Origin of the sequence: Ligilactobacillus murinus DSM 20452 = NBRC 14221 (genome assembly GCF_001591685.1) — a bacterium.
Classification (GTDB): Bacteria; Bacillota; Bacilli; order Lactobacillales; family Lactobacillaceae; genus Ligilactobacillus; species Ligilactobacillus murinus.
Window position 1 is genome coordinate 1 of record NZ_BCVJ01000032.1, and the last position, 21327, is coordinate 21327.

General features: G+C 39.4%; 14 protein-coding genes and 1 pseudogene. 9 read left to right on the forward strand and 6 right to left on the reverse strand.

Features of this window, described 5'->3' with window-relative positions:
* The first annotated feature begins 227 nt into the window (after positions 1 to 227).
* The gene (locus LMU01S_RS06860) at positions 228 to 899 is read left to right on the forward strand and encodes a hypothetical protein (RefSeq protein ID WP_056958173.1); all 672 of its coding nucleotides are present in this window, start codon (positions 228 to 230) and stop codon (positions 897 to 899) included.
* 200 nt (positions 900 to 1099) lie between these two features.
* Here LMU01S_RS06860 and LMU01S_RS10640 read toward each other — a convergent pair.
* Together LMU01S_RS10640 and LMU01S_RS06870 are read right to left on the reverse strand one after the other, a co-directional pair.
* A pseudogene (locus LMU01S_RS10640) lies at positions 1100 to 1237 on the reverse strand (phenolic acid decarboxylase); the annotation flags it as partial.
* 81 nt (positions 1238 to 1318) lie between these two features.
* The gene (locus LMU01S_RS06870) at positions 1319 to 2599 is read right to left on the reverse strand and encodes a hypothetical protein (RefSeq protein WP_056958170.1); all 1281 of its coding nucleotides are present in this window, start codon (positions 2597 to 2599) and stop codon (positions 1319 to 1321) included.
* Between the two features lie 223 nt (positions 2600 to 2822).
* Between LMU01S_RS06870 and LMU01S_RS06875 the strand changes: the two genes are divergently transcribed.
* Positions 2823 to 5018 (forward strand): PTS transporter subunit IIBC, encoded by a 2196-nt coding sequence (locus tag LMU01S_RS06875; protein WP_056958168.1) that lies wholly within the window; start codon positions 2823 to 2825, stop codon positions 5016 to 5018.
* Positions 5019 to 5084: 66 nt separating this feature from the next.
* Positions 5085 to 5894 (forward strand): endonuclease/exonuclease/phosphatase family protein, encoded by an 810-nt coding sequence (locus tag LMU01S_RS06880; protein WP_056958166.1) that lies wholly within the window; start codon positions 5085 to 5087, stop codon positions 5892 to 5894.
* A 46-nt stretch (positions 5895 to 5940) separates the two neighbouring features.
* Here LMU01S_RS06880 and LMU01S_RS06885 read toward each other — a convergent pair whose 3' ends face one another.
* From LMU01S_RS06885 to LMU01S_RS06900, 4 genes are all read right to left on the reverse strand, one after another.
* Positions 5941 to 7119: an MFS transporter gene (locus LMU01S_RS06885; protein ID WP_056958164.1), complete on the reverse strand. Its 1179-nt coding sequence runs from the start codon at positions 7117 to 7119 to the stop codon at positions 5941 to 5943.
* A gap of 21 nt (positions 7120 to 7140) precedes the next feature.
* Complete coding sequence (locus LMU01S_RS06890; RefSeq protein ID WP_056958162.1) at positions 7141 to 8517, reverse strand: tetratricopeptide repeat protein; 1377 nt, start codon at positions 8515 to 8517, stop codon at positions 7141 to 7143.
* 488 nt (positions 8518 to 9005) lie between these two features.
* Complete coding sequence (locus LMU01S_RS06895) at positions 9006 to 10007, reverse strand: LacI family DNA-binding transcriptional regulator (RefSeq protein ID WP_056958160.1); 1002 nt, start codon at positions 10005 to 10007, stop codon at positions 9006 to 9008.
* Between the two features lie 14 nt (positions 10008 to 10021).
* Complete coding sequence (locus tag LMU01S_RS06900; protein WP_056958157.1) at positions 10022 to 11518, reverse strand: sucrose-6-phosphate hydrolase; 1497 nt, start codon at positions 11516 to 11518, stop codon at positions 10022 to 10024.
* 225 nt (positions 11519 to 11743) lie between these two features.
* Between LMU01S_RS06900 and LMU01S_RS06905 the strand changes: the two genes are divergently transcribed.
* The 6 genes from LMU01S_RS06905 (at position 11744) to LMU01S_RS06930 (ending at position 21199) form a co-directional block, all read left to right on the forward strand.
* Positions 11744 to 13672 carry a sucrose-specific PTS transporter subunit IIBC gene (locus tag LMU01S_RS06905; RefSeq protein WP_056958156.1) on the forward strand — a complete coding sequence of 643 codons (1929 nt, stop codon included), beginning with the start codon at positions 11744 to 11746 and terminating at the stop codon, positions 13670 to 13672.
* A 320-nt stretch (positions 13673 to 13992) separates the two neighbouring features.
* Positions 13993 to 14721 (forward strand): DUF975 family protein, encoded by a 729-nt coding sequence (locus LMU01S_RS06910; RefSeq protein WP_056958153.1) that lies wholly within the window; start codon positions 13993 to 13995, stop codon positions 14719 to 14721.
* Positions 14722 to 14879: 158 nt separating this feature from the next.
* Positions 14880 to 16541 (forward strand): alpha-glucosidase, encoded by a 1662-nt coding sequence (locus LMU01S_RS06915; RefSeq protein ID WP_056958151.1) that lies wholly within the window; start codon positions 14880 to 14882, stop codon positions 16539 to 16541.
* A gap of 16 nt (positions 16542 to 16557) precedes the next feature.
* Positions 16558 to 18315, forward strand: a complete 1758-nt coding sequence (locus tag LMU01S_RS06920) for a glycoside hydrolase family 13 protein (protein ID WP_056958150.1) — start codon at positions 16558 to 16560, stop codon at positions 18313 to 18315.
* Positions 18316 to 18380: 65 nt separating this feature from the next.
* Positions 18381 to 19328, forward strand: a complete 948-nt coding sequence (locus LMU01S_RS06925) for a Dyp-type peroxidase (protein ID WP_056958148.1) — start codon at positions 18381 to 18383, stop codon at positions 19326 to 19328.
* A gap of 101 nt (positions 19329 to 19429) precedes the next feature.
* Positions 19430 to 21199, forward strand: a complete 1770-nt coding sequence (locus LMU01S_RS06930) for an alpha amylase N-terminal ig-like domain-containing protein (RefSeq protein ID WP_056958145.1) — start codon at positions 19430 to 19432, stop codon at positions 21197 to 21199.
* Positions 21200 to 21327 lie beyond the last annotated feature (128 nt).

Below are 21327 nucleotides of genomic sequence, written 5' to 3' on the forward strand. Positions count from 1 at the left end.
GATCAAAGTCGTTAGTCGATTTGACTAGCGGCTTTTTTTGTATATCCTGCTATTTGATGAACACTTTGTTCAAGTGGGAGGAAATAACTGAATAATATGATAAAACAAACGGAAGATGATATTTTAAGAGAAGTCTATGACCTTATTTAAGATCAAAATGTAATAAGAGATGAGTAAAGATCGCTTCGCATAAACAATTAAAAGCTTCGTGAGTTAAAGGTGATAAATTGCCGCCTCCAGTCCGTAGTTTACGCCAGAGCAAAAAATACGGTTTTGGCTCTAACTTTACACCTGATTACACTGATGTTGAAAGTTATTTTGCGCGGATCAAGCGGGCTGTGGCTAAAAAAGAGATCTACACAGCAGCACAATTCCATGGACCTGTCCGTTTGATGTTAGACCTTGATCCAACGAGCTATGTTGGGATAAGAACTGGGACTTTGCGCTTTATTCGGTTGTTAGCGAGTTATTTTATCATGAGTCCAGCGTTAAATAAAAGCGAAGTCAGTGAAGCTTTAGCCGTTGCAGATAAACGAAATGAGATCGTCGCTTTAGAAGATCCAACGAAAAAGAGTCAATTATCAGAAGCTGCGATCGCATTGATCGAACATCTAAAAGTCTATGTCGATCTGATCCAATCAGGACCTGAATATCAAGAATTGATCGAAGATATGCAATATCGGGTCAAGATCCCAATGAATACTCCAAGTGCTCGTTTAGTTCGGCATATCAAAGATGATTCACTGACAAATTATACCTTCAAGCGGGCTAAAGCTTATCAAAAATCAGCTTTGCTTGCGCTTCATCCGTTTAGAGGTTTTGAAGATAATGCGAGTTTGACCGCTGATGAATTAAAAGCAAAGATCTTTCGGGGAAGTTGGGGACCGGATAATAGATAAAAAAGATCGACTTCATCTCTAAGTAGTTGAAGTCGATCTTTTTAGCGTTCGATCAAGTCAGTATATGTTTCAGTCAATCATTTGAGTTGCCCTTCTTGGCGAGCGATCGCACGGTTTAAAATAAGATAATGTCCAAAATGCGCTTGGATATAGGAACTATCCTCAAAAAGCAAGTGTTTTCGTTTTTTTAGATGTTCAAGTTGACCAGCTATCAAGTCGATCTGATAGTCGACAGTATGGTCATTTTTAGCATACCATTCATATTCCCACCCATTGTCATAAGTATAAATAAAATGTGTTCCTAAGAAATCATCTAAAGTTTTAAATGTTCGAGTCAAGGCATTATGTTGTGCCAATTTTAATTACCTGCCTTTTGTGTCGTTATTTATATAAATTTAAGTGGTCTTTGGCTAAGGTGCTCAATGGCTTTTATGCTTGACTGAATAAAGGCGGTAAAGATGCCATGAAAAGATCAAGTTGCCACTGATGATAAAAAGACTGATCAAGATCAAACGGACCATGAAAGCTGGCAAGCTATCTTTTAGCATAGCTTGGTGGTAGACGTTAGAGTAGAGCAAGGCAGTTGGACTATGTAGCTGCCAAAGCGAGACTAGCTCGATCGTTAGCCCTAAACATACTTGTTGTAACAGACTCCCAAGTGTTTTTATTTGGCCACTTTTATCAGGTAAAAGCCCGTCATTTGTATTAGCTTTCTCAGCGATCATTGCAGATAAAGCCGTGATAAAGTAACCAACAAGATAGATCCTAGAAGATAGCATCAATAAGAGCCCACAGACTATCCCTAAAAAAGCCCCTATTTGGATAGTTACGTTAGGATAGGTCAGTTTGTGATAGAGAAGTGCGCCTAAAAAATTGCTGAGCATCAAAATGATAAAAGACCAGATGATCAGTGAGACTTGCCCGCGAATAAAGAACCAAAAGAGACTATAGATGATCAAAAAGTTTTTCAATGCTCCTAACCAAAATTGATAGGTCTGCTCATAGATGCGAAAAATATCTTGATAAAGAAAAAACAAGAAAATGATCCCACTAAAGATCAACATCCATTCAAAATCAGCGATCAAAGCAGTTTGACGATAAGTTCTGATCATTATATAAAGACACAAAATGATCCCAGCAGGGACAAAAGAGCGCAGGTCCAACTTGAGCTGAGCTAGCATCTGCGCTTTTGAAATAGGCAGATAAATGGAGGCCAGCAGTGGTATGAACAATAAAAATGCCAGTAAATATAGATTAAAAAGATTGCTGAAATATTTAATATTTATCCCGACTAGAAAAACGATCACAAATGATAACACTAAACTGAGCTTACTGCTTTTGAGCAAAAGCCCTTTTTTGATGAGCGTTGGTAAGCAAGAAAGTCCTGTCCCTACTAAGATCCCACTGAGGTCTAATAAGATCTGTTGTTTAAAGAGCGTTCCGATAATTGCAAGGGACACGCCCCCTAAAGCTACGCCAAGATTTAGCCGTAAGACTTTAGTATAGTTTGTGATCTTGCCAAAACTATTTAAAGTAAAGACCCCCATCTTTTGAAAAGAATAGAGTAAGATAAAGGGCAATGCAGTATGTAAAGTACCCAGACCAACTTTGACATCGATCATAAAAGCAAAAATGATATTAGGTAAAAGCATATAGAGTTTGCTGAGCGTATCACTAAATAAACCAAAAATTTTTTCCAATTGTTACACTTCTTTCTTTGTGTACATTTTACACCCTAAATTCTAAAAATTATCTTAACGAGTCTACTATGAGAGTAAATTAAAAGAATAGAATAAAAAAATTAAGCGAAAAGGTTTACATTTTTAAGAAGAGTGGTTATAATAAAAAATGTAATGAAACCGATTGCATAAAACGGTTGCATAACTTAACGATCTAGAGATAATTTTTAAAGGAGTGAGGTAGTTGAAAGCGCAATTTCAAAAGTTTTTCAGTTTCGAATTTTGGCAAAAGTTCGGTAAATGTTTAATGGTCGTTATCGCCGTAATGCCAGCTGCTGGTTTGATGATCAGTATTGGTAAGACATTGGCAATGATCGATCCAAATATGACCGCCTTGGTCACGACCGGTGGAGTTATTGAACAACTCGGTTGGGGTGTTATCAATAACTTGAATATCCTCTTTGCATTAGCGATCGGGGGTAGCTGGGCTAAGGAACGTGCTGGCGGTGCTTTTGCTGCAGGTTTAGCATTTATTTTAATTAACATCGTAACTGGTACTGTTTTTGGCGTTAATGCTGAAATGATGGCAGACTCTAAGGCTTATGTACATACCATTTTTGGTAGTAAGATCTTAGTTAGTGATTACTTTGTTAACGTTTTAGGTGCACCAGCACTTAACATGGGTGTCTTTGTCGGTATTATTGCAGGTTTTGTTGGGGCTACAGCTTACAATAAATACTACAACTTCCGTAAATTACCGGATGCTTTATCATTCTTCAATGGTAAACGATTCGTACCTTTCGTAGTTATTTTGCGTTCTACGATCGTAGCGTTAGTTTTAGCTATTATTTGGCCAGTTATCCAATATGGGATCAACAGTTTCGGTATGTGGATCGCTAACTCCCAAGAAACAGCCCGCTTCTTAGCACCATTCCTATATGGTACTTTAGAACGTCTCTTGCTTCCATTTGGGTTGCATCACATGTTGACGATCCCGATCAACTACACCTCATTAGGTGGGACTTACGAGATCTTGACTGGTGCTCAAGCTGGTCACCACGTGTTCGGGCAAGATCCATTATGGCTTGCTTGGACAACTGACTTGGTCAACTTAAAAGGTGCTGGCGACATGGCTAAATACAACTATGTCTTGACACACTGGACTCCAGCTCGTTTCAAAGTTGGTCAAATGATCGGTTCAACGGGTATTTTAATGGGTCTGACCCTTGCAATGTATCGCAATGTTGATCCTGACAAGCGTAAACAATACAGCTCAATGTTTATCTCAGCTGCACTTGCCGTATTCTTGACAGGTGTTACAGAACCGCTTGAATACATGTTCATGTTTGTTGCGGTGCCATTGTATATCGTTTATGCGATCATGCAAGGTTTAGCCTTTGCTTCAGCTGACCTGATCAACTTACGGGTGCACTCCTTTGGTAATATCGAGTTGCTCACTCGCTCACCAATGGCGTTTAAAGCTGGCTTAGGTCAAGATATCTTCAACTTTGTTTGGGTATCCTTACTCTTTGCTGTAGCAATGTACTTTATCGCAAACTTCATGATCAAGAAGTTCAATTTGGCAACACCTGGGCGCAATGGTAACTATGATGGTATCGATAATGGAGATGCTGGTTCTGATTCTGCAACAACAGCTGATGGACAAGCTGATCCTAACTCACAAGTTGTTAAGATCATCAACTTGCTTGGCGGTCGTGAAAATATTTCCGACGTTGATGCCTGCATGACGCGGCTACGTGTAACCGTTAAAGATAGTGCCAAAGTTGGTTCTGAAGAAGAATGGAAGCAAGTTGGTGCGATGGGCTTGATCGTTAAAGGTGAAGGTGTTCAAGCTGTTTACGGTCCAAAAGCTGATGTTTTGAAATCTGACGTCCAAGACTTACTTGACTCTGGTGTCGAAATTCCAAAAGTTGACGTTATGAGTGGGACAGTCACAGAAGAAAAGAAGATCCAATTCAAAGGTGTAACTGAAGAGATCCATACTGTTTCTGATGGTGATGTGATCAAGATCGAAGACGTTAATGATCCAGTCTTTTCACAAAAGATGATGGGTGATGGTTTCGGGGTCAAACCAGATAACCAAAATGTTTACGCTCCAGTTTCTGGGACAGTAACAAGTGTCTTCCCAACCAAGCATGCGATCGGGTTGCTGACGGATGCTGGCTTAGAAGTCCTAGTTCACATGGGTCTTGATACAGTTGGCTTGAATGGTGAACCATTTGAAGTCAAAGTTAATGACGGAGCTAAAGTTAAAGCTGGTGACTTGCTTGCCTTAGCTGATCTTGATAAGATCAAAGCTGCTGGTAAAGATGATACAATTGTTGTAGCATTTACTAATGTACAGGATATCAAGGAAGTCAAAATCGATAAGTTAGGACATCAAGCTGCTAAGACAGTTGTCGGAACAGTTGAAGTCTAAATGATCTAAAACTAAGCGACGCCCAGATATCTGGCGTCGCTTAGTTATTTTATGGAGGAATTTTACGTGGCAAAATTTTTAACGTTGAACACACATAGTTGGTTAGGTGAAGATCCTAAGTGGGCTTTAGAAACGTTAGGTAAACAGATCTTAAAGGCAGATTATGATGTGATCGCCTTGCAAGAGGTCAATCAAAGGATCGATTCACCTGATGTTTTACAAGCGCCGTATACGCTAGAAAATCAACATCATTTGCACGAAGACAATTATGCTTTAAAATTAGTCGAATATCTAAAAGAAAAAGGTGCAACTTATTATTTTACCTGGGCATATAGTCATATCGGTTATGATAAATACCATGAAGGTGTTGCCTTACTTTCTAAGCAACCATTTAGTTCAGAGAAAAGTGCTTTGACCTCTGCAGTAGATGATGAATATAATTATCACACGCGACGTGCATTGATCGCCAAGACTACTGTGGCAGGAAAAGAATTATGTGTTGTCAGTGGGCATTTTTCCTGGTGGAAGAGTGATTTTAAGTCGGAATGGCACCGATTAGAGAAAGCTTTGGTAGCTGAAGCCACTCCATTAGTTATCATGGGCGATTTTAATAACCCGGAAAATACTCCAGGACATGAATTGGTCTTAGCCAGCCCTTTAGGCTTAAAAGATAGTCATTTAGCTGCTAAAAAAGTTACTGGTGGTCCGACGATCTTACAAGATATCGATGGTTGGGAAAATAACGACAAGGCTTTACGGATCGATTTTATCTTTGTCAGTCAGCAATTAGAAGTCAAGGAAAGCCACGTGCTCTTTGACGGTAAAAAATCACCCTTGATCAGTGATCACTTTGGGGTCGAATGTGTGATCAAATAGAGAAAATAAATAAAGGCGTTATCCCTAAACACTTGGGATAGCGCCTTTATTGTGTCTTGTTTTTCATATAGCGATAGAGAACTGAGTATGCAATGGTACTGATGACGATCGCTACGGCATACAAGATGAATAGGATGTTTAAACCATACTTGGTATAGATGCTGGTCCCGATCGGACTACCGACTGCATCGCCAACTAAAAAAGCCGATTGCACGAGTCCAATGTAGATCATAGTCTCATTTTTTGGAAACATATCATATTCCATAATTTCTTTTAGGATAAAAAAACCAGCTATCGTAAAAGAACTAAGCGCAAAAACGAGAATAGCTCCAGTTTTAGTTGTGAAGACTGATAAATAGCCGATTATCCCTAACAGTAACAGTGTCTGATTTATGATAAAGCTCTTATTAGCAACTTTGGTGATCCAGGGAAGCTGATAAAAGAATGAGCCTAAGATCGTTATGAGCCCAAAGGTACTTGTCAATAGCGTAGTGGTTGCTACTTTAAAACCGATATCGCGCAAGATCGCAGCGATTATGGGTTCGACTAATGAGCTAGTTATTCCTAAAATTAAAACACTGAGATACAGTAAGATCCCGAGCTGCTTATTATTGGGTAAGTAAATAAAGCCCTTTTTTTGTTCCTGGATCCGCTCATTTCCCGGGAAATCTATTCGTGAGATGAGTAACATCACTAGCGAGGACCCGACAATATTTATAATATATCCCTGATCGCTATTGCTTAGAAGCGTGATCAGTACGCCTGCAAGAACGGTCGAAACTAGAGAACAGACTTGTACGATGGTATAGCGTGCCGAGATCAAGAAGTCTTTGTCGCTAGGATATTGATCTGAAAGAGAATAGAGCCAAGTCCTGATGACTAGTAGGGTTATTGAAGCGCCGATCCCGCTGATCGCACCTGAAATAATGGCGATCATAGGACTACTGGTATAGAGCCTTAGAAACATTCCTAAAGCATAGAGCGGGATAGTCCGTGCAACGATCTTTTGTAAGGTCCATCCAGTCAGATTATTAGCTATCAAAAAAGCAAAAGCTCCAGCGATCGCCATTGACGAGTATGATAGTGAGTAATTGATCAAATTATTATGCTTTTGAAATAGTAAAAGTTGTGCATATCTAGAGATCCCCATTGCTAAATAGAAAAAAGTAATAAAAATATACAATGAGCGGTGCCGAGCAACTACTTTAAGATAATTTTTGAACAATATTTTCCCTCCTAAGAGTTATTATTCGAGTAATTTTTGTATCAAACTACATACTTCTTTTTCCATTGGAACGTGGCTTTCTACTAGAGAATTTAGTTGCTTTAGGGTCTTTTGATTTAAGTTTTTTCCATTAACTAGAGAAACTAAATAATTATAGATAAAATAATTTGTTTGCTTGTTGTTAAAATTGTAGCAAATAGCTTGATAGCAATAAGAAGCAGCCCTTTCAAAATTTTTTATACCAATATAGTATTGTCCATAATAGCTAGCATGATATACAGGATCATACATATTATTATCATACATATCATCTAATAAATCTTTAGCTTTAGTTAGATTATTGATTTTAAAAAGGAACCTAATATAGTCATATTTATATTCTCTATCATTTGGATCCATGTCGATAACAATTTTCAACTCGTTTTCAGCATTAATATTATCACCTATAGCATTATATACTTGAAATAGGTTATAGTGTAATACGCTCAAATGTAGCTTAGCAACTGGAGTTATTTGAATTACTGGTTCTAACTTAGCAACTAACTTATTCATCAGATTTATAGTCTCTTGATACTTATTTTCATAAAATAGAGTTAAAGCATAGCCATTTCTATTAAATACCCAACTAAATATTTTATGATTAGTATCATACATGAATTCAGGATTTTCGAGTAGCCTCTGTGCACTTTTAAACATATTTTTGGCTTTTTCTTTATCTCGAAATGCTACAGGAAGATTTCTAATATAGAGTAAACCTAAAGCATAATAACATCCTATTAAGGCCTCATTATCTTTTTTTGAGTGATTTATTTTAGTACGATGAATAACTTCTTCTAATATTACTTTTGATGCTAGGGGATTGCCTAATTCCATAAAATTAAAAGAGTAATTTTTTAAGAACATAGCAAGATTATTCTGTTGATCGAGATTCCCAATTAAAAATTCGCCGATATACGCTGCAGTCCAATTATCACCAATATTTTGAAAATAACGCATTTTTTCATATGTATATATTAGCGGGACGGAAATATTTAAAATGGTGAAGTGTTGTTGGTAACTAATTCTATTCTTAGTTAATATAGATAGTCTATCGAAAAAGAATTTTTCAATATATGAAAGTTCTTTTACATGTAGTTTAAAGTTAACTTTCTCATCTATTTTTGTTGCTATAAGGATAGCAACTTTATTGATTGCTTCTAAGGCAAAACTTTGATTATAGAATCGTAATTGATATTTATCATCTTGATTGTGTGTTAGCGAAAGGTTCTTTGTGTTAAAAGACATGTTCAAAAATCTCTTAGTGCTATCTTCCAGTAAATCTTCTAAATTAAGGTAACAAATAGTATTTTTTATTAATTCTGTTGCTACTAAAGTTTGTTTATGCATGATAATTTCCATAAATATAATCTCCTTTATGATAAATTAATAGCTATTACCTGAGTTTACCATCCTCAGGCAATAGCTAGTTGTTAACCACTGTATTGCCAAGCTTTGTCCTTGTAGACAACGATTGCTTTAAGTTCTTTCATGTTTAATCACCATCTTTTCTTAATTATATTATCATTTTATTCAGCTTTGTTCAACTGTTTTTTAATTATAAATTAATTGATGTATTGGGAACATGTTATTTAAAAAGGATGATTTAAAATATGGGTATTAATTAGGGTATATTTATAATTATATGCACTTATTTTCACAGGGGATAAGTAAAGGTCACTAGATGTATTACTAGTGACCTTTGTTTTATTTATTTAACTATATTTATTATAATCGATTATGCTATATGCAAGGCATGATGCTGAATTACAGAGGTGATTTTCAAGTAGAATACTTGATGATAAAATTAATAAATTTATACAATTTATTAGTTTATAGCAATTTGATTTTTAATGTTTTTGTAATTTATATATTGAAGATCGCCGTAAGAAGCTCACCGGTAGAGTGTATTGCATTTGTTTTAGCGGTTCGCTTGGTTGCTTGATCCTAGCCTTTAAGACTTCGACTAGGACCTCGGCGATGTCAGAGATCGGTTGGACGATCGTGGAGAGCTCAGGATGATAGAGCTGGACTTGGGTCGTGCCGTCAAAACCTGTGACCTTTAATTGCTCCGGAACTTTGATCGCTAGCTCTTTGGCCGCTTGCAAAACCAAGATCGCTGTTAGATCATCGGTACATACGATGCCGTCAGCCACACTTTCAGTCAGTAATTTTTTGATCGAAAATAACTTGAGCGAAGGTGATTCTGAAAAACTTACCGTATGAATGTGCCGACTTAACCCCAAACCGTCGATCGTGTCACAATACCCGGCTAAACGCTGATCGGTCGGGTTACCATTTTGGTGAGGATTTCCCAGGAAATAAATGTGGCGTGCCCCAGCATTATAGAGCTCTTCGACTGCCATTTTTCCCCCAGCGTAATTATCACAAGAGACGATCGGGATCTGCTCGGAAAGCTTACGGTCAAAGGAGACGATCGGAAGTCCGACACGATTGTATTCATCGATCCCTAGATTATGAGCCCCCGCAATGATCCCATCGACTTGGTTAGCTAATAACATTTTTAAATATTCACGTTCTTTTTCTTTATCTGAACCAGCATTGCACAAGATCACTTTGTAGCCCTCGCTAAAGAGCTTCTGTTCGATCTGTTCGACTAATTCAGCAAAAAAAGGATTGGTGATCGCAGGAAAGATCAGACCAACTAAATTAGTGCTCTTACCGTGTAAAGAGCGTGCTAATGAGTTAGGTTGGTAGTTCAACTCTTCCATCGCAGCAAAAACTTTATCACGTGTCTTTTGACTGATATAGCCGTAGTCATTGATGACACGTGAAACGGTTGTGACAGAGACGCCCGCTTTTTTAGCGACGTCAGTTAATTTGGGACGCATAGGCTCCATCCTTTCTAGATGCTTTTAAGCTTCCAGAAAGTACCCCGATAGTTTAACGCAGCCTCAGTTGGTGAAGTAAGAGCGATCTGTTTATTGCCAGCTTCGGCAAAGAAACGTAAAGTCAGCACATGTTCACCACCGTTGACAAAAATTTCACAAAGCGAGTGATCGATAAAGATCTCAAGGTCAAGCGCTTGTTGGTCTGGGAGCGCAATGGTGCGCGTTGTACCAAATTCAGTTGCAAATTGTGCGCCGCTATCTGCACGTGAAACGGTCAAATATGCGTCTTTTCCAGTTGAGAATTCAAGCTTCAAACTTTGACTAAGGTCATCATTGCCAGCTAAATGGAGGGTACCAGTCTGGTCAGTATCTAAAGTCAATTTTAACTCATATTGCTCGCCACTTTCAGCAATTATTTGCTGTTTAGCATTAACTTTTTTAGCTGCTTGGAGCGAAGTGCCTTTTTCACGCAGATCAGCCATGGAAACAACAGGCCGTTGAATGAGTTTGCCACCTTTTAAGGAAAGTTCTTTGACTTGGCTCAAGCAACTAGCCCAGTTTTCTTCATCAGTTGGGTATGAAACGTCAGGTAATCCGACCCAACTGATCAGATAAGCTTTGCCGTCTGGGGTATTGAACGCTTGGGAGGCATAAACATCGAATCCATCATCTAAATTTTGGATCTGATTAGTTCCAGCTTCAAATTTGGCTTTGTTTAGCTGAACATCTTCACCTAAAAGATACATATTAGGATAGATATTGTCATAAGCTACGACATCTTTGTCCAAACCTTGTGGGCAAAAGACCAAAAGTGGTTTGTCATCGACAAAGATCAAGTTAGGACATTCGATCATATAGCCCATGTTGTCTTCAGTGAATTCAAGATAGCCTAAATCGGTGAAATCCTTAAGGTCTTTAGATGAGAATAAGGAGATCTTACCCGTCTTAGTTTCTTTATCTTGAGCGCCTAAGATAACATAGTAGAGATCGCGGTGCTTGAAAACTTGCGGATCGCGGAAATGATCAGTCGTATGATCTGGTTGTGTGATCAAGGGTTCGTCTAATTTTGTGATCTGGCCAGCTTGATCCATCCAAGCACCAAGCTGGAATGGATGTCTGATCCAATCTTTGTCACGATGGTTACCGGTGTACATTAAGAATAATTTATCATCGATAGGTAAAGCGGAACCAGAATAAGCACCATGACTATCAAATTTTGTATCTGGTGCAAGCGCTAGGCCGAGATCTTTCCAATGCACTAGATCATCGGAGACTAAGTGCATCCACGACTTAAGACCATGAGCGGCACCAAATGGAAATGATTGATAAAAAACATGCCATTGGCCGTTGAAATATGAAAAGCCATTAGGGTCATTTAAAAGGCCTGAACTTGGGCGAATATGGTAACCCATTTGGTATTGTGAATTAGTTGCTTGTGCTTGTAATTTTAAGAGTGTTTCAGCGCTCCAGTCGGCATATGCCCGATAGCGCGTTTCACGTGTCCATTCCATAGTTGAATATCCCTTCTTTTTAAGCGTTTTTGAAAACGTTGTCTATATATTGAATTTTAACTTTTACACCTGCTTGTGTCAAACGTATATCATAGTATATCGGAATAAATTTCTAAGTTTAAAATTTTTAAAATAAATTTGTGATAAACGATTGACATATTTTTGAAATACGCTATTATAATAAATATAGAAAATGTAAAACGTTTACAAAAAGGAGTGCTTACGATGGATCACAAAAAAGTGGCAAAAGACGTCATCGCAGCGGTCGGTCGCGATAATATGGTGGGAGCAGCCCACTGTGCGACCCGTTTGCGTTTAGTCTTAAAAGACGATAACAATATCGACCAAGCAGCGTTGGATAACAATCCAGACGTTAAGGGTACCTTTAAGACAAATGGTCAATATCAGATCATCATTGGACCAGGGGATGTCAACTTTGTTTATGATGAATTGATCAAAGAGACCGGTTTGAAGGAAGCTTCGACCGAAGATCTAAAGAAGATCGCTGAACAAGGTAAGAAGTTCAATCCGATCATGGCCTTTATCAAGCTCTTATCTGATATCTTTGTTCCGATCATCCCAGCTTTAGTTGCGGGTGGTTTGTTGATGGCTTTGAACAACTTTTTGACATCTAAAGGCTTGTTTGGTCCACAAGCGATCGTGGAAATGAATCCAATGATCAAAGGTTTGTCCAGCATGATCCAATTGATGTCGGCAGCACCATTTATCTTTATGCCGATCTTAGTTGCGATCTCGGCTGCTAAACGTTTCGGGGCTAACCAATACCTCGGGGCAGCGATCGGGATGATCATGACAAGTCCAGACTTGATGGCGGGTAAATCCTGGGATATCTTTGGAATGCAAGTTATGCAAAATAACTACTACTACCAAGTTATTCCAGTTTTAGCAGCAGTTTGGATCTTATCTGTTTTAGAAAAATGGCTACACAAACGTTTACCAGCAGCCGTTGACTTCACCTTTACACCATTGATCGCAGTTATGTTAACAGGATTCTTGACCTTTACGATCGTTGGGCCTGCAATGAAGACAGTTTCTGATTGGGTAACAAATGGTATCGTTTGGTTATACGACACAACGAGCTTTATCGGGATGGGTATCTTTGGTCTTACTTACTCAGCTATCGTATTGACTGGGTTACATCAAAGTTTCCCTGCGATCGAGACCCAACTTATCACAGCTTTCAGTAATGGTAAGGGTGCAGGTGACTTCATCTTCGTTGTAGCTTCGATGGCTAACGTTGCGCAAGGTGCGGCAACATTTGCTGTTTGGACATTGACAAAAGACAAGAAGATGAAAGGTCTTGCATCTTCAGCCGGTGTTTCAGCTTTACTTGGGATCACAGAACCAGCCTTGTTTGGGGTCAACTTGAAGTATAAATTCCCATTCTTCTGTGCTTTGATCGGTTCGGGGATCGCAGCAATGTTTGCTGGTTTGATGCATGTTGTCGCAGTTTCACTAGGTTCTGCTGGTTTCCTTGGTTTCTTATCGATCAACGCTTCATCGATCCCAATGTATATCGTAGCTGAGCTCATCGCATTTGCAGCTGCTTTTGCTTTGACATTTATCTATGGTAAGAGCCACAGCGAATTATTGAATCCAGCTCCAGTGGCTGCACCAAGCGAACCAAAAGAAGTTAAAGAAGCAAAAACAGAAGCTAAGAAAGTTTCTGGGGTCGAAAATCAAGTCGTTGATTCACCCGTTGATGGTAAGTCTATCGATCTAAGCGAAGTAAACGACCAAGTATTCTCCACTAAGATGATGGGTGATGGTGCGGCAGTTGTGCCAGCTGACGGTACGATCTATGCTCCAGCAGATGGTGAGGTCACAGTAGCTTATGAAACAAAGCATGCTTATGGTATCAAGACAGATCAAGGTGCAGAAGTATTGATCCACGTGGGTATCGATACGGTCAACTTGAAAGGGCAACATTTCACATCTAACGTAACTCAAGGTCAAAAGATCAAGAAGGGTGACGTTTTAGGGACAGCTGATCTAGAAGCCATCAAGCAAGCTGGTTATGATACAACGGTAATGGTGATCGTAACTAACACAATGAACTATGCAAGTGTTGAACGCATCGATGTCGACGAAGTAAAACACGGTGACAACTTGATCGCGATCACAGCTGAATAAAAAATGAGTACAAAGTAAAAATAAGTATTTAAAAATGGTCTAGCTACCATGAGTATATTTTAGCTCATGGTGACTAGACCATTTTTTATTGATATTTTGGTTTACATTTCTAAAAATGCGGCGTATATTCGGCTTTATCAGAGACTATTGGGGATGTTTAAGGGGACATTATTGGGCTTTTTGAGCACATTTGGCTGGTATGCTTGGCAAATAAGACGGCGAAAAGTCTAAAAAAGGTCGTGGTCAATAGTTTTCATTGCCGTTTATGTTAAATTTGTATTATAATGGTAAGCATAAAATAATTTAGGAGGTTTTTTTTAATGAAAACTAGAGGCGAACTTAAAGCTGAGGCGCGTGAGTTGCTTGCTGGTAACTGGGGAAAAGCTATTTTATTAAATATTATTCCGATCCTAGGTTCCTTAGTGGTAGGGATCATTATTGCGCTTTTAGTTGTAGTACTCGCATTTTTGGTCCAAAGTGGAGCTTTTTCTGGTGGGGAAACTTCGCTCACTGAAACGACAAGTAATGGTGCGGCTAACAGCGGTGGCCAATTGTTTAGTGGTTTGATCATGGCTTTGATCACAACAGGTATCGCTTATACGACACTTGATTGGTTGCGGACTAAGAACAATGATTTTAGTCCAGTCCGTGGGATGTTTTCGATCTTTTCACGTAAATATTTTGTGCCAGTCTTAGTCTTGTATATTTTACAAGCGATCTTTACTTTCTTATGGTCCTTATTATTTGTTATTCCAGGGATCATCAAGGGATATTCTTATTCACAAACATACTATATCTATAAAGATGTGAATCAAAAAGGTGAAGCTAACAACTTGAATTATCTCGATTACATCACACTTAGTCGTGAATTGATGAACGGGCATAAATTTGAAATGTTTGTTTTACAGTTGAGCTTTATCGGTTGGTGGTTGCTTGTTTCAGTAACCTTTGGGATCGCAGCAATTTGGGTCTACCCATACTACCAAACAACGATGAGTGCCTACTACAAGAACTTAGCTGGCGATAAATTTATCAATTATCGCGGTTAAGCCTAAATGAGAAAAATACGCTCGGAACTATTTTATCTGAGCGTATTTTTTTGCAGTCAATTATCGATATACAAAAATATTTTTTGCAAACGGTTGCAAAAAAGTCGATACTTTTATAAGATTAGGGTGTGAGTTTTTATAGAAAGGTGGGAAAAAAAGTGAGTACATTAAGTGCTAAAGAGCGCATTATCTATCAAATATACCCCAAAAGTTTTAAGGATAGTAATGGTGATGGGATCGGGGATCTAAAAGGGATCACGGCTAAGCTCAAATATTTAAAGCAACTAGGGATAAATACGATCTGGCTCAATCCGATCTATGTTTCACCCCAAATTGACAACGGTTACGACGTAGCAAATTATTATCAGATCGATGAAAAATTGGGCACAATGGCAGAGTTTGATGAATTAGTGGCTAAGGCGCATGCCTTGGGCTTAGACATTATTTTAGATTTTGTAATGAATCATACCTCTGACCAACATCCGTGGTTTCAAGCAGCTTTAAAGGACAAAGACAGTGAATTTCGCAATTGTTATTTGTGGCATCAAGGTAAAAATGGTGGTCCACCGAATAATTGGGGCTCCTTTTTTGGCGGAAGTGTGTGGCAAAAAGATCCTCTTGATCCAAATAATTACTATTTTCATCTGTTTGCAAAGGAAATGCCCGATCTGAATTGGGCTGAACCAAAAGTCCAAGTTGAAATGCTCAAGATCGCTAAGTTTTGGCTCGAGCATGGAGTTGATGGTTTTAGATTGGATGCCTTTATCCATATCGCCAAAGCCGACTTTGAGCAGGATATGTTAGCCAAGTCAGCTGAGCCCCAGATTGCAGAGATGTTTTATGCTAATTTACCGCAAGTTCAAGTTTACTTAAAAGAATTTATCGCTCAATTACACCAGATAAAGCCCGATATCTTTATTTTAGGTGAAGCTGCTAGTGCCGACGTTGATCTTGCCGTGGATTATACGACACCCAAAAAAGAGAGTTGTGATACGGTCGTGACTTTCCGCTACTTTGCTGAAGATAAAAGCCAAGTCGAGCCTGATCTGCCTCAGATCGGACAGCCTGTGAAATTAGATATTTTCGGCTTTAGATCCAATATGCTCGAGTGGCAAAAGCGACTTGAAGGAGTGAGTTATCCGACTTTGTATTGGAGCAATCACGATATGCCACGGATCTTGAGTCGGTTTGCGCCTAAAATGGGATCTAAAGCTTGTGCAAAAATGTTGGCAACGTTGATGTACTTACAGCGAGGCATAGCCTGCATCTATTATGGGGAAGAATTAGGTATGCGCTCGCAAACTTTGGGCACGGTGGCCGATTTTGAAGATCCCCAGATCGTTGATTTTGCTAAGCAAGCAAAGCAAAAAGGCTGGAGTGATGGCGAGATATTGCGCAAAGCTAGTCAAGCCCATAAAATGGCAGCTCGCTTGCCGTTACCGTTTGATACGACGGTTTATGCTGGCTTTTCTAACGTTCAGCCCTGGAAATGGTCTAAAGAAAAAAATGTTGCCAGTATCGCTGAACAAATGAGTGATCCTGACAGTGTATTGAATTTCTATCGCCAAATTTTACAGTTAAAGCAAAAACCAGTATTTATTGAAGGCCGGTTTATTTTAGAAAATACTAGCTCTGAGTTGTATGTGTATCGGCGAGTAATAGATGAACACAAACAGGCGTTGGTCATCTGTAATTTAAGTGAACATGAGAAGAGTTATCCGTGTGGTGCCTTTACTAAGGTGCTATTGAGCCAAAATGCTAAAGTTAGTGCAGCTCAAGTCAAATTAGCACCATATGGATCGCTCATTTTACAAAAATAAAAAGTGAGGAAAAACAATGGATATTGCAGCAGTTTATCACCGCCCTGATAGTGAAATGGCTTATTTAGGGGCTAATGGAGTTTTTGAGATCCGTTTGAAAGTCAAACATGATGATGTTTTTAAAGTTGAATTGCTATATGGTGATCCATATGGAACTAAAGTCAATGAAAAAGATGATAGCTCTTGGGAGTATGAGACCGTTACGATGGATCGGGCCTTTATCACTAAGACACATGATTATTTTTTAGCGCAAGTAACACTACCTTTGCACCGATTACAGTATGCTTTTAAGCTCACTGACAAAGAGGGACACCAGTGGCTTTATGATGACCGGAAATTTGTCCCTGCGACTGCAGAAAATCTTTTAGACTTGACCTGTTTTCGCATGCCATATTTGCATGAGATCGATCGGATCGCTCCACCTGAATGGGTCAAAGAAACAGTTTGGTACCAGATATTTCCGGAAAGATTTGCCAATGGTGATCTAACAAATGATCCAGCCAAGACATTACCTTGGGGCAGTGCTGAGCCGACACGGCAAAACTTCTTTGGGGGCGATCTTCAAGGGATCATTGACCACTTAGATTATTTACAAGAGCTCGGGATCACGGGCCTATATCTGTGTCCGATCTTTACGGCGCATTCCAACCATAAATATGACACGATCGATTATTTTACGATCGATCCGCATTTTGGGGACAAAAAGACCTTTAAGCGTTTGGTCGATGAGGCGCATAAACGTGGGATGAAAGTCATGTTGGATGCTGTTTTTAACCATCTGGGCGATTTTTCGATGCAGTGGCAAGATGTGATCGAACATGGGCAAGAATCGCGCTTTGCTTCGTGGTTTCATATCAATGAATTTCCCGTCAGCTATACTAAGACGGATAATGATGAATTTGCCCGTGACCTAACTTATGAAGTCTTTGCTAACACGCCCCATATGCCGAAGTTAAATACGGCTTCGCGTGAAGTGCAAAATTATCTGCATGAGATCGCCGCGTATTGGATCAAACAATTCAACATTGATGCTTGGCGTTTAGATGTAGCAAATGAGATCGATCATCACTTCTGGCGTCATTTCTATTCACTGACGCATCACTTAAAGCATGATTTTTATGTTTTGGGTGAAGTTTGGCACAATGCCCAAAGTTGGGTCAACCAACATGAATTTGACGGTGCGATGAATTATCCATTTACAGAAACTTTAAGTGATGGAATAGTAGCTAAAAAGATCAGTCTCAGTGAAATGGTCTCGCGTTTGAATGAACAACTGATGCTTTATCGCATGCCGACAAATCAAGTGATGTTAAATTCGATGGATACGCATGATACAGCCCGGTTGTTGACGCTTTGCCAAGGTGATAAAGATCTAACGCGTTTGACCTTGACCATGATGTTTTTGCAAATGGGGTCGCCATGTATTTACTATGGGACCGAAGTTGGGCTGGCTGGTGGCAATGATCCAGCGTGTCGAGCTTGCATGGTCTGGGATAAAGACAAGCAAGATCAAAAGATGCTCGCTTTTATGAAAGCTTTGATCAAATTGCGTAAAGACCAGCAACCTGTACTCAGCTATGGAGGTTATGCTTGGCAAGTAGATGATACAGCCCAAGTTGTAAAATTAACGCGCCAAAAAGCGGCTACTAAGCTCTGTGCGGTCTTTAATTTAGGTGAAAAACCTTATGCGGTAGCTCCAACTGGTAATACGCTTTTGGCACAAAATTTGGTAGACGGGAAACTGGAAAAGAATGGCTTTGTGATCTTTGAATAATATCGCTTGTCGAATTTAGGATAAAGGACTAAAATTAAGGCGAAAATCAAAAAGGGGGTCAAAAAATGACAGTCGAACCAAAATTAGCCCAAGATGTTTGGAAAGATGCTGGCAAGCATGTACAATTCACGGTACTTGAGTTAAAGCGCCAAGATCAAAAGCATGAACAAGAAGTGATCACTGCTTTTGCTGATCGTTACCAAGCTATCTTGCGCTCGTTGCATATTCGAGACAATGAAGGCTGCTTACGGGCAACATTTGGGTTTAGTAGTGATGCTTGGGATTATTTGTTCCCTAATGCACCGAAGCCAAAAGAACTTGTCCCATATCAGACCTTGCGGGGAGATAAATACGAGATGCCAGCAACTAAGGGGGATCTTTTCTTCCACATTCGGGCTAACGATGAAGCCGTTGTTTACGAAGCAATGTCACAATTTATGCTCTTTTTACGTGATATCACTAATGTTGTTGATGAAACGAAGGGTTTTCGTTACTTTGAAGGTCGGGCGATCGTAGGCTTTATCGATGGAACAGAAGCGCCTGAGATGGAGTTAGCTTCCCAATATGCTTTAGTCGGTGATGAAGATCCAGAATTTGTCAATGGATCTTATGCCTTTGCACAAAAGTGGTTGCATAACATGGATTTTTGGAACAAACTCAAGACTGAAGATCAAGAAAAGGCGATCGGACGTCAAAAGTTCAATGACCTTGAACTTGATGACGATGAGAAGTTCAAAAATGCGCACAATGTTGTCTCAAAAGTTGAGCTCAATGGTGAAGAACAAAAGATCATCCGGATGAATGTTCCTTATTCTGATCCGGCTTCCGGTAAGACGGGAACGTATTTTATGGGCTATTCGCGTTATTGGCAAGTGACTAAATTGATGTTACTGTCAATGCTCAAGGGGCATGATTTCTTGTTGTCGTTCTCGAAGATTTTATCAGGCCAATTGTTCTTTATCCCATCAAAGACGGTTTTAGATGAGATCGCTGATGGTGAATTTACCAAGTAATTTAATGATTTAGTTCAAGCAGTTGAGTTTTTCTTGACTGCTTTTTTTGCGCTATCTGGGCTATAATAGAGTTAAATACTTTAGGCAAAAGGAAGGTTTGTATGGAAAGATCAGCTATTTATCACCGCCCAGCAAGCGAGATGGCGTACATGGCGGATAAACAAAACTATCGGTTACAATTAAAGACCAAGCATCGCGATATTACGCGGGTGCAGGTGATTTTTGGAGCACCACAGATGCTGGTCAAAGATTCAGGTCAAACAGATGCTTGGGAATATGCAACTAAAGAGATGGATAAGCGTCTGCAAAATGGGATCTATGACGTCTGGGAAGTTAAATTGCCGATTCCAGCAACACGCAAGCTAAAATATGCATTCCACCTACTCGATCGAGAAGGCAATGAGCTTTTATATGACGCTAATTTGATGCAACTCTATACTCCAAAAGCTGTTCAAGAAATGACGGGTTTTTTGACACCGTACTTAGTCTTGGATGAAACTGCAACAACACCAGAATGGACACAAAAGATGATCTGGTACCGCTTGATGCCTGATCGCTTTGCCAATGGGGATCAAAAAAAAGATCTTAAAGACATACTTAAATGGGGCCAAAAAGCTGATAAAGCAAAGTTTTTTGGTGGCGACTTGCAAGGGATCATCGACAATTTAGATCACATTCAAGGGTTGGGCTTTAATGGGATCTACTTAAGTCCCGTCTTTGATGCTTATTCCAATCATAAATTCGATACGATCGATTATTATGAGATCGATCCAGCCTTTGGGACCAAAGAGAAGTTTAAAGAATTGATCGAAGCGATCCATCAACGGGGGATGAAGGTCATGTTAGATATCACGTGCGACCATCTAAGTGATTTTTCGCTCCAATGGCAAGATGTGCGTAAATATGGGGCGCGGTCGAGTTTTGCTAAATGGTTTTTGATCAAGGAATTTCCGGTGCGTTACGTACCTAGTGAATTGCCTGATTATTCTGAACGTTTGACCTATGAAGCCCTGAACAACAATCCACATATGCCAAAAGTCGATCTGGAAAATCCTGAGGTCCAAGCGTATTTTGGTAATATTTTGATATACTGGACACGTAACTTTGATATTGATGGCTGGAGCATTGCGGATTCTAATGAGATCCCAGCTGCCTTTAAACGTTACCTACTAGAAACATTACGTCAAGTTAAGGCAGATATCTATCTTTTAGGAAATACGATCGCTAAAAAAGCTGAACATGATGATGTTTTTGCGGGAAATAATTCAATCGACGTGCGTGAACTAGTTGAGGGAACTTTTATCACTAAGAATATTCCGCCGACTGAATTAGCCTATGCGCTAAATGAACATCAATTACGGGCTGATCCAAGTACGCTTTCAGCTTCGCTTTTGGCAGCGGATAGTCCACAAACACAGCGGATCTTAGCCAAGTGCGAGGGCAATGTCCAATTGTTCCGTGCAGTTTTGGCATTTATGTTCATGCAACCAGAATCACCAAGCATTCTCTATGGTACTGAAAAAGGAATTAAGGCGGGAACTGAAGCTGCCTTACAGCCATGTATGGAGTGGAAAGATGATCAAGCAAGCGCTGAAATGCAACGCTTCTTGAAAACTTTATTAGCAATGCGGATTCGTTATAACAATGTATTGTGTGAAGGTTCATTTGAGTGGGGCCAATGTAGCAATCAATATTCTTATTTGAGTTTTAGCCGGCGCTTAGGCGATAAACGGCTGTTTGCGTTGTTTAACTTAGGCTATGGGAGCATTAAGATCATATTACCGCAAAATTGTAAATTATTACTGGGACAAAACCTAGTCGAACAAGATAAGCGTTTAGGTCAAACAGGTTTTGCGATCGTTGAATTATAGTAAAAAGAGCGCAGTCAAAAATTTGGCTACGCTCTTTTTTATCTTTATGAAAAAGACCCAGCATGATGCAGATGCATTATGCTGGGTCTTAGTTATTCATACGGCGCTGACCGCATGGCTGAATCTTT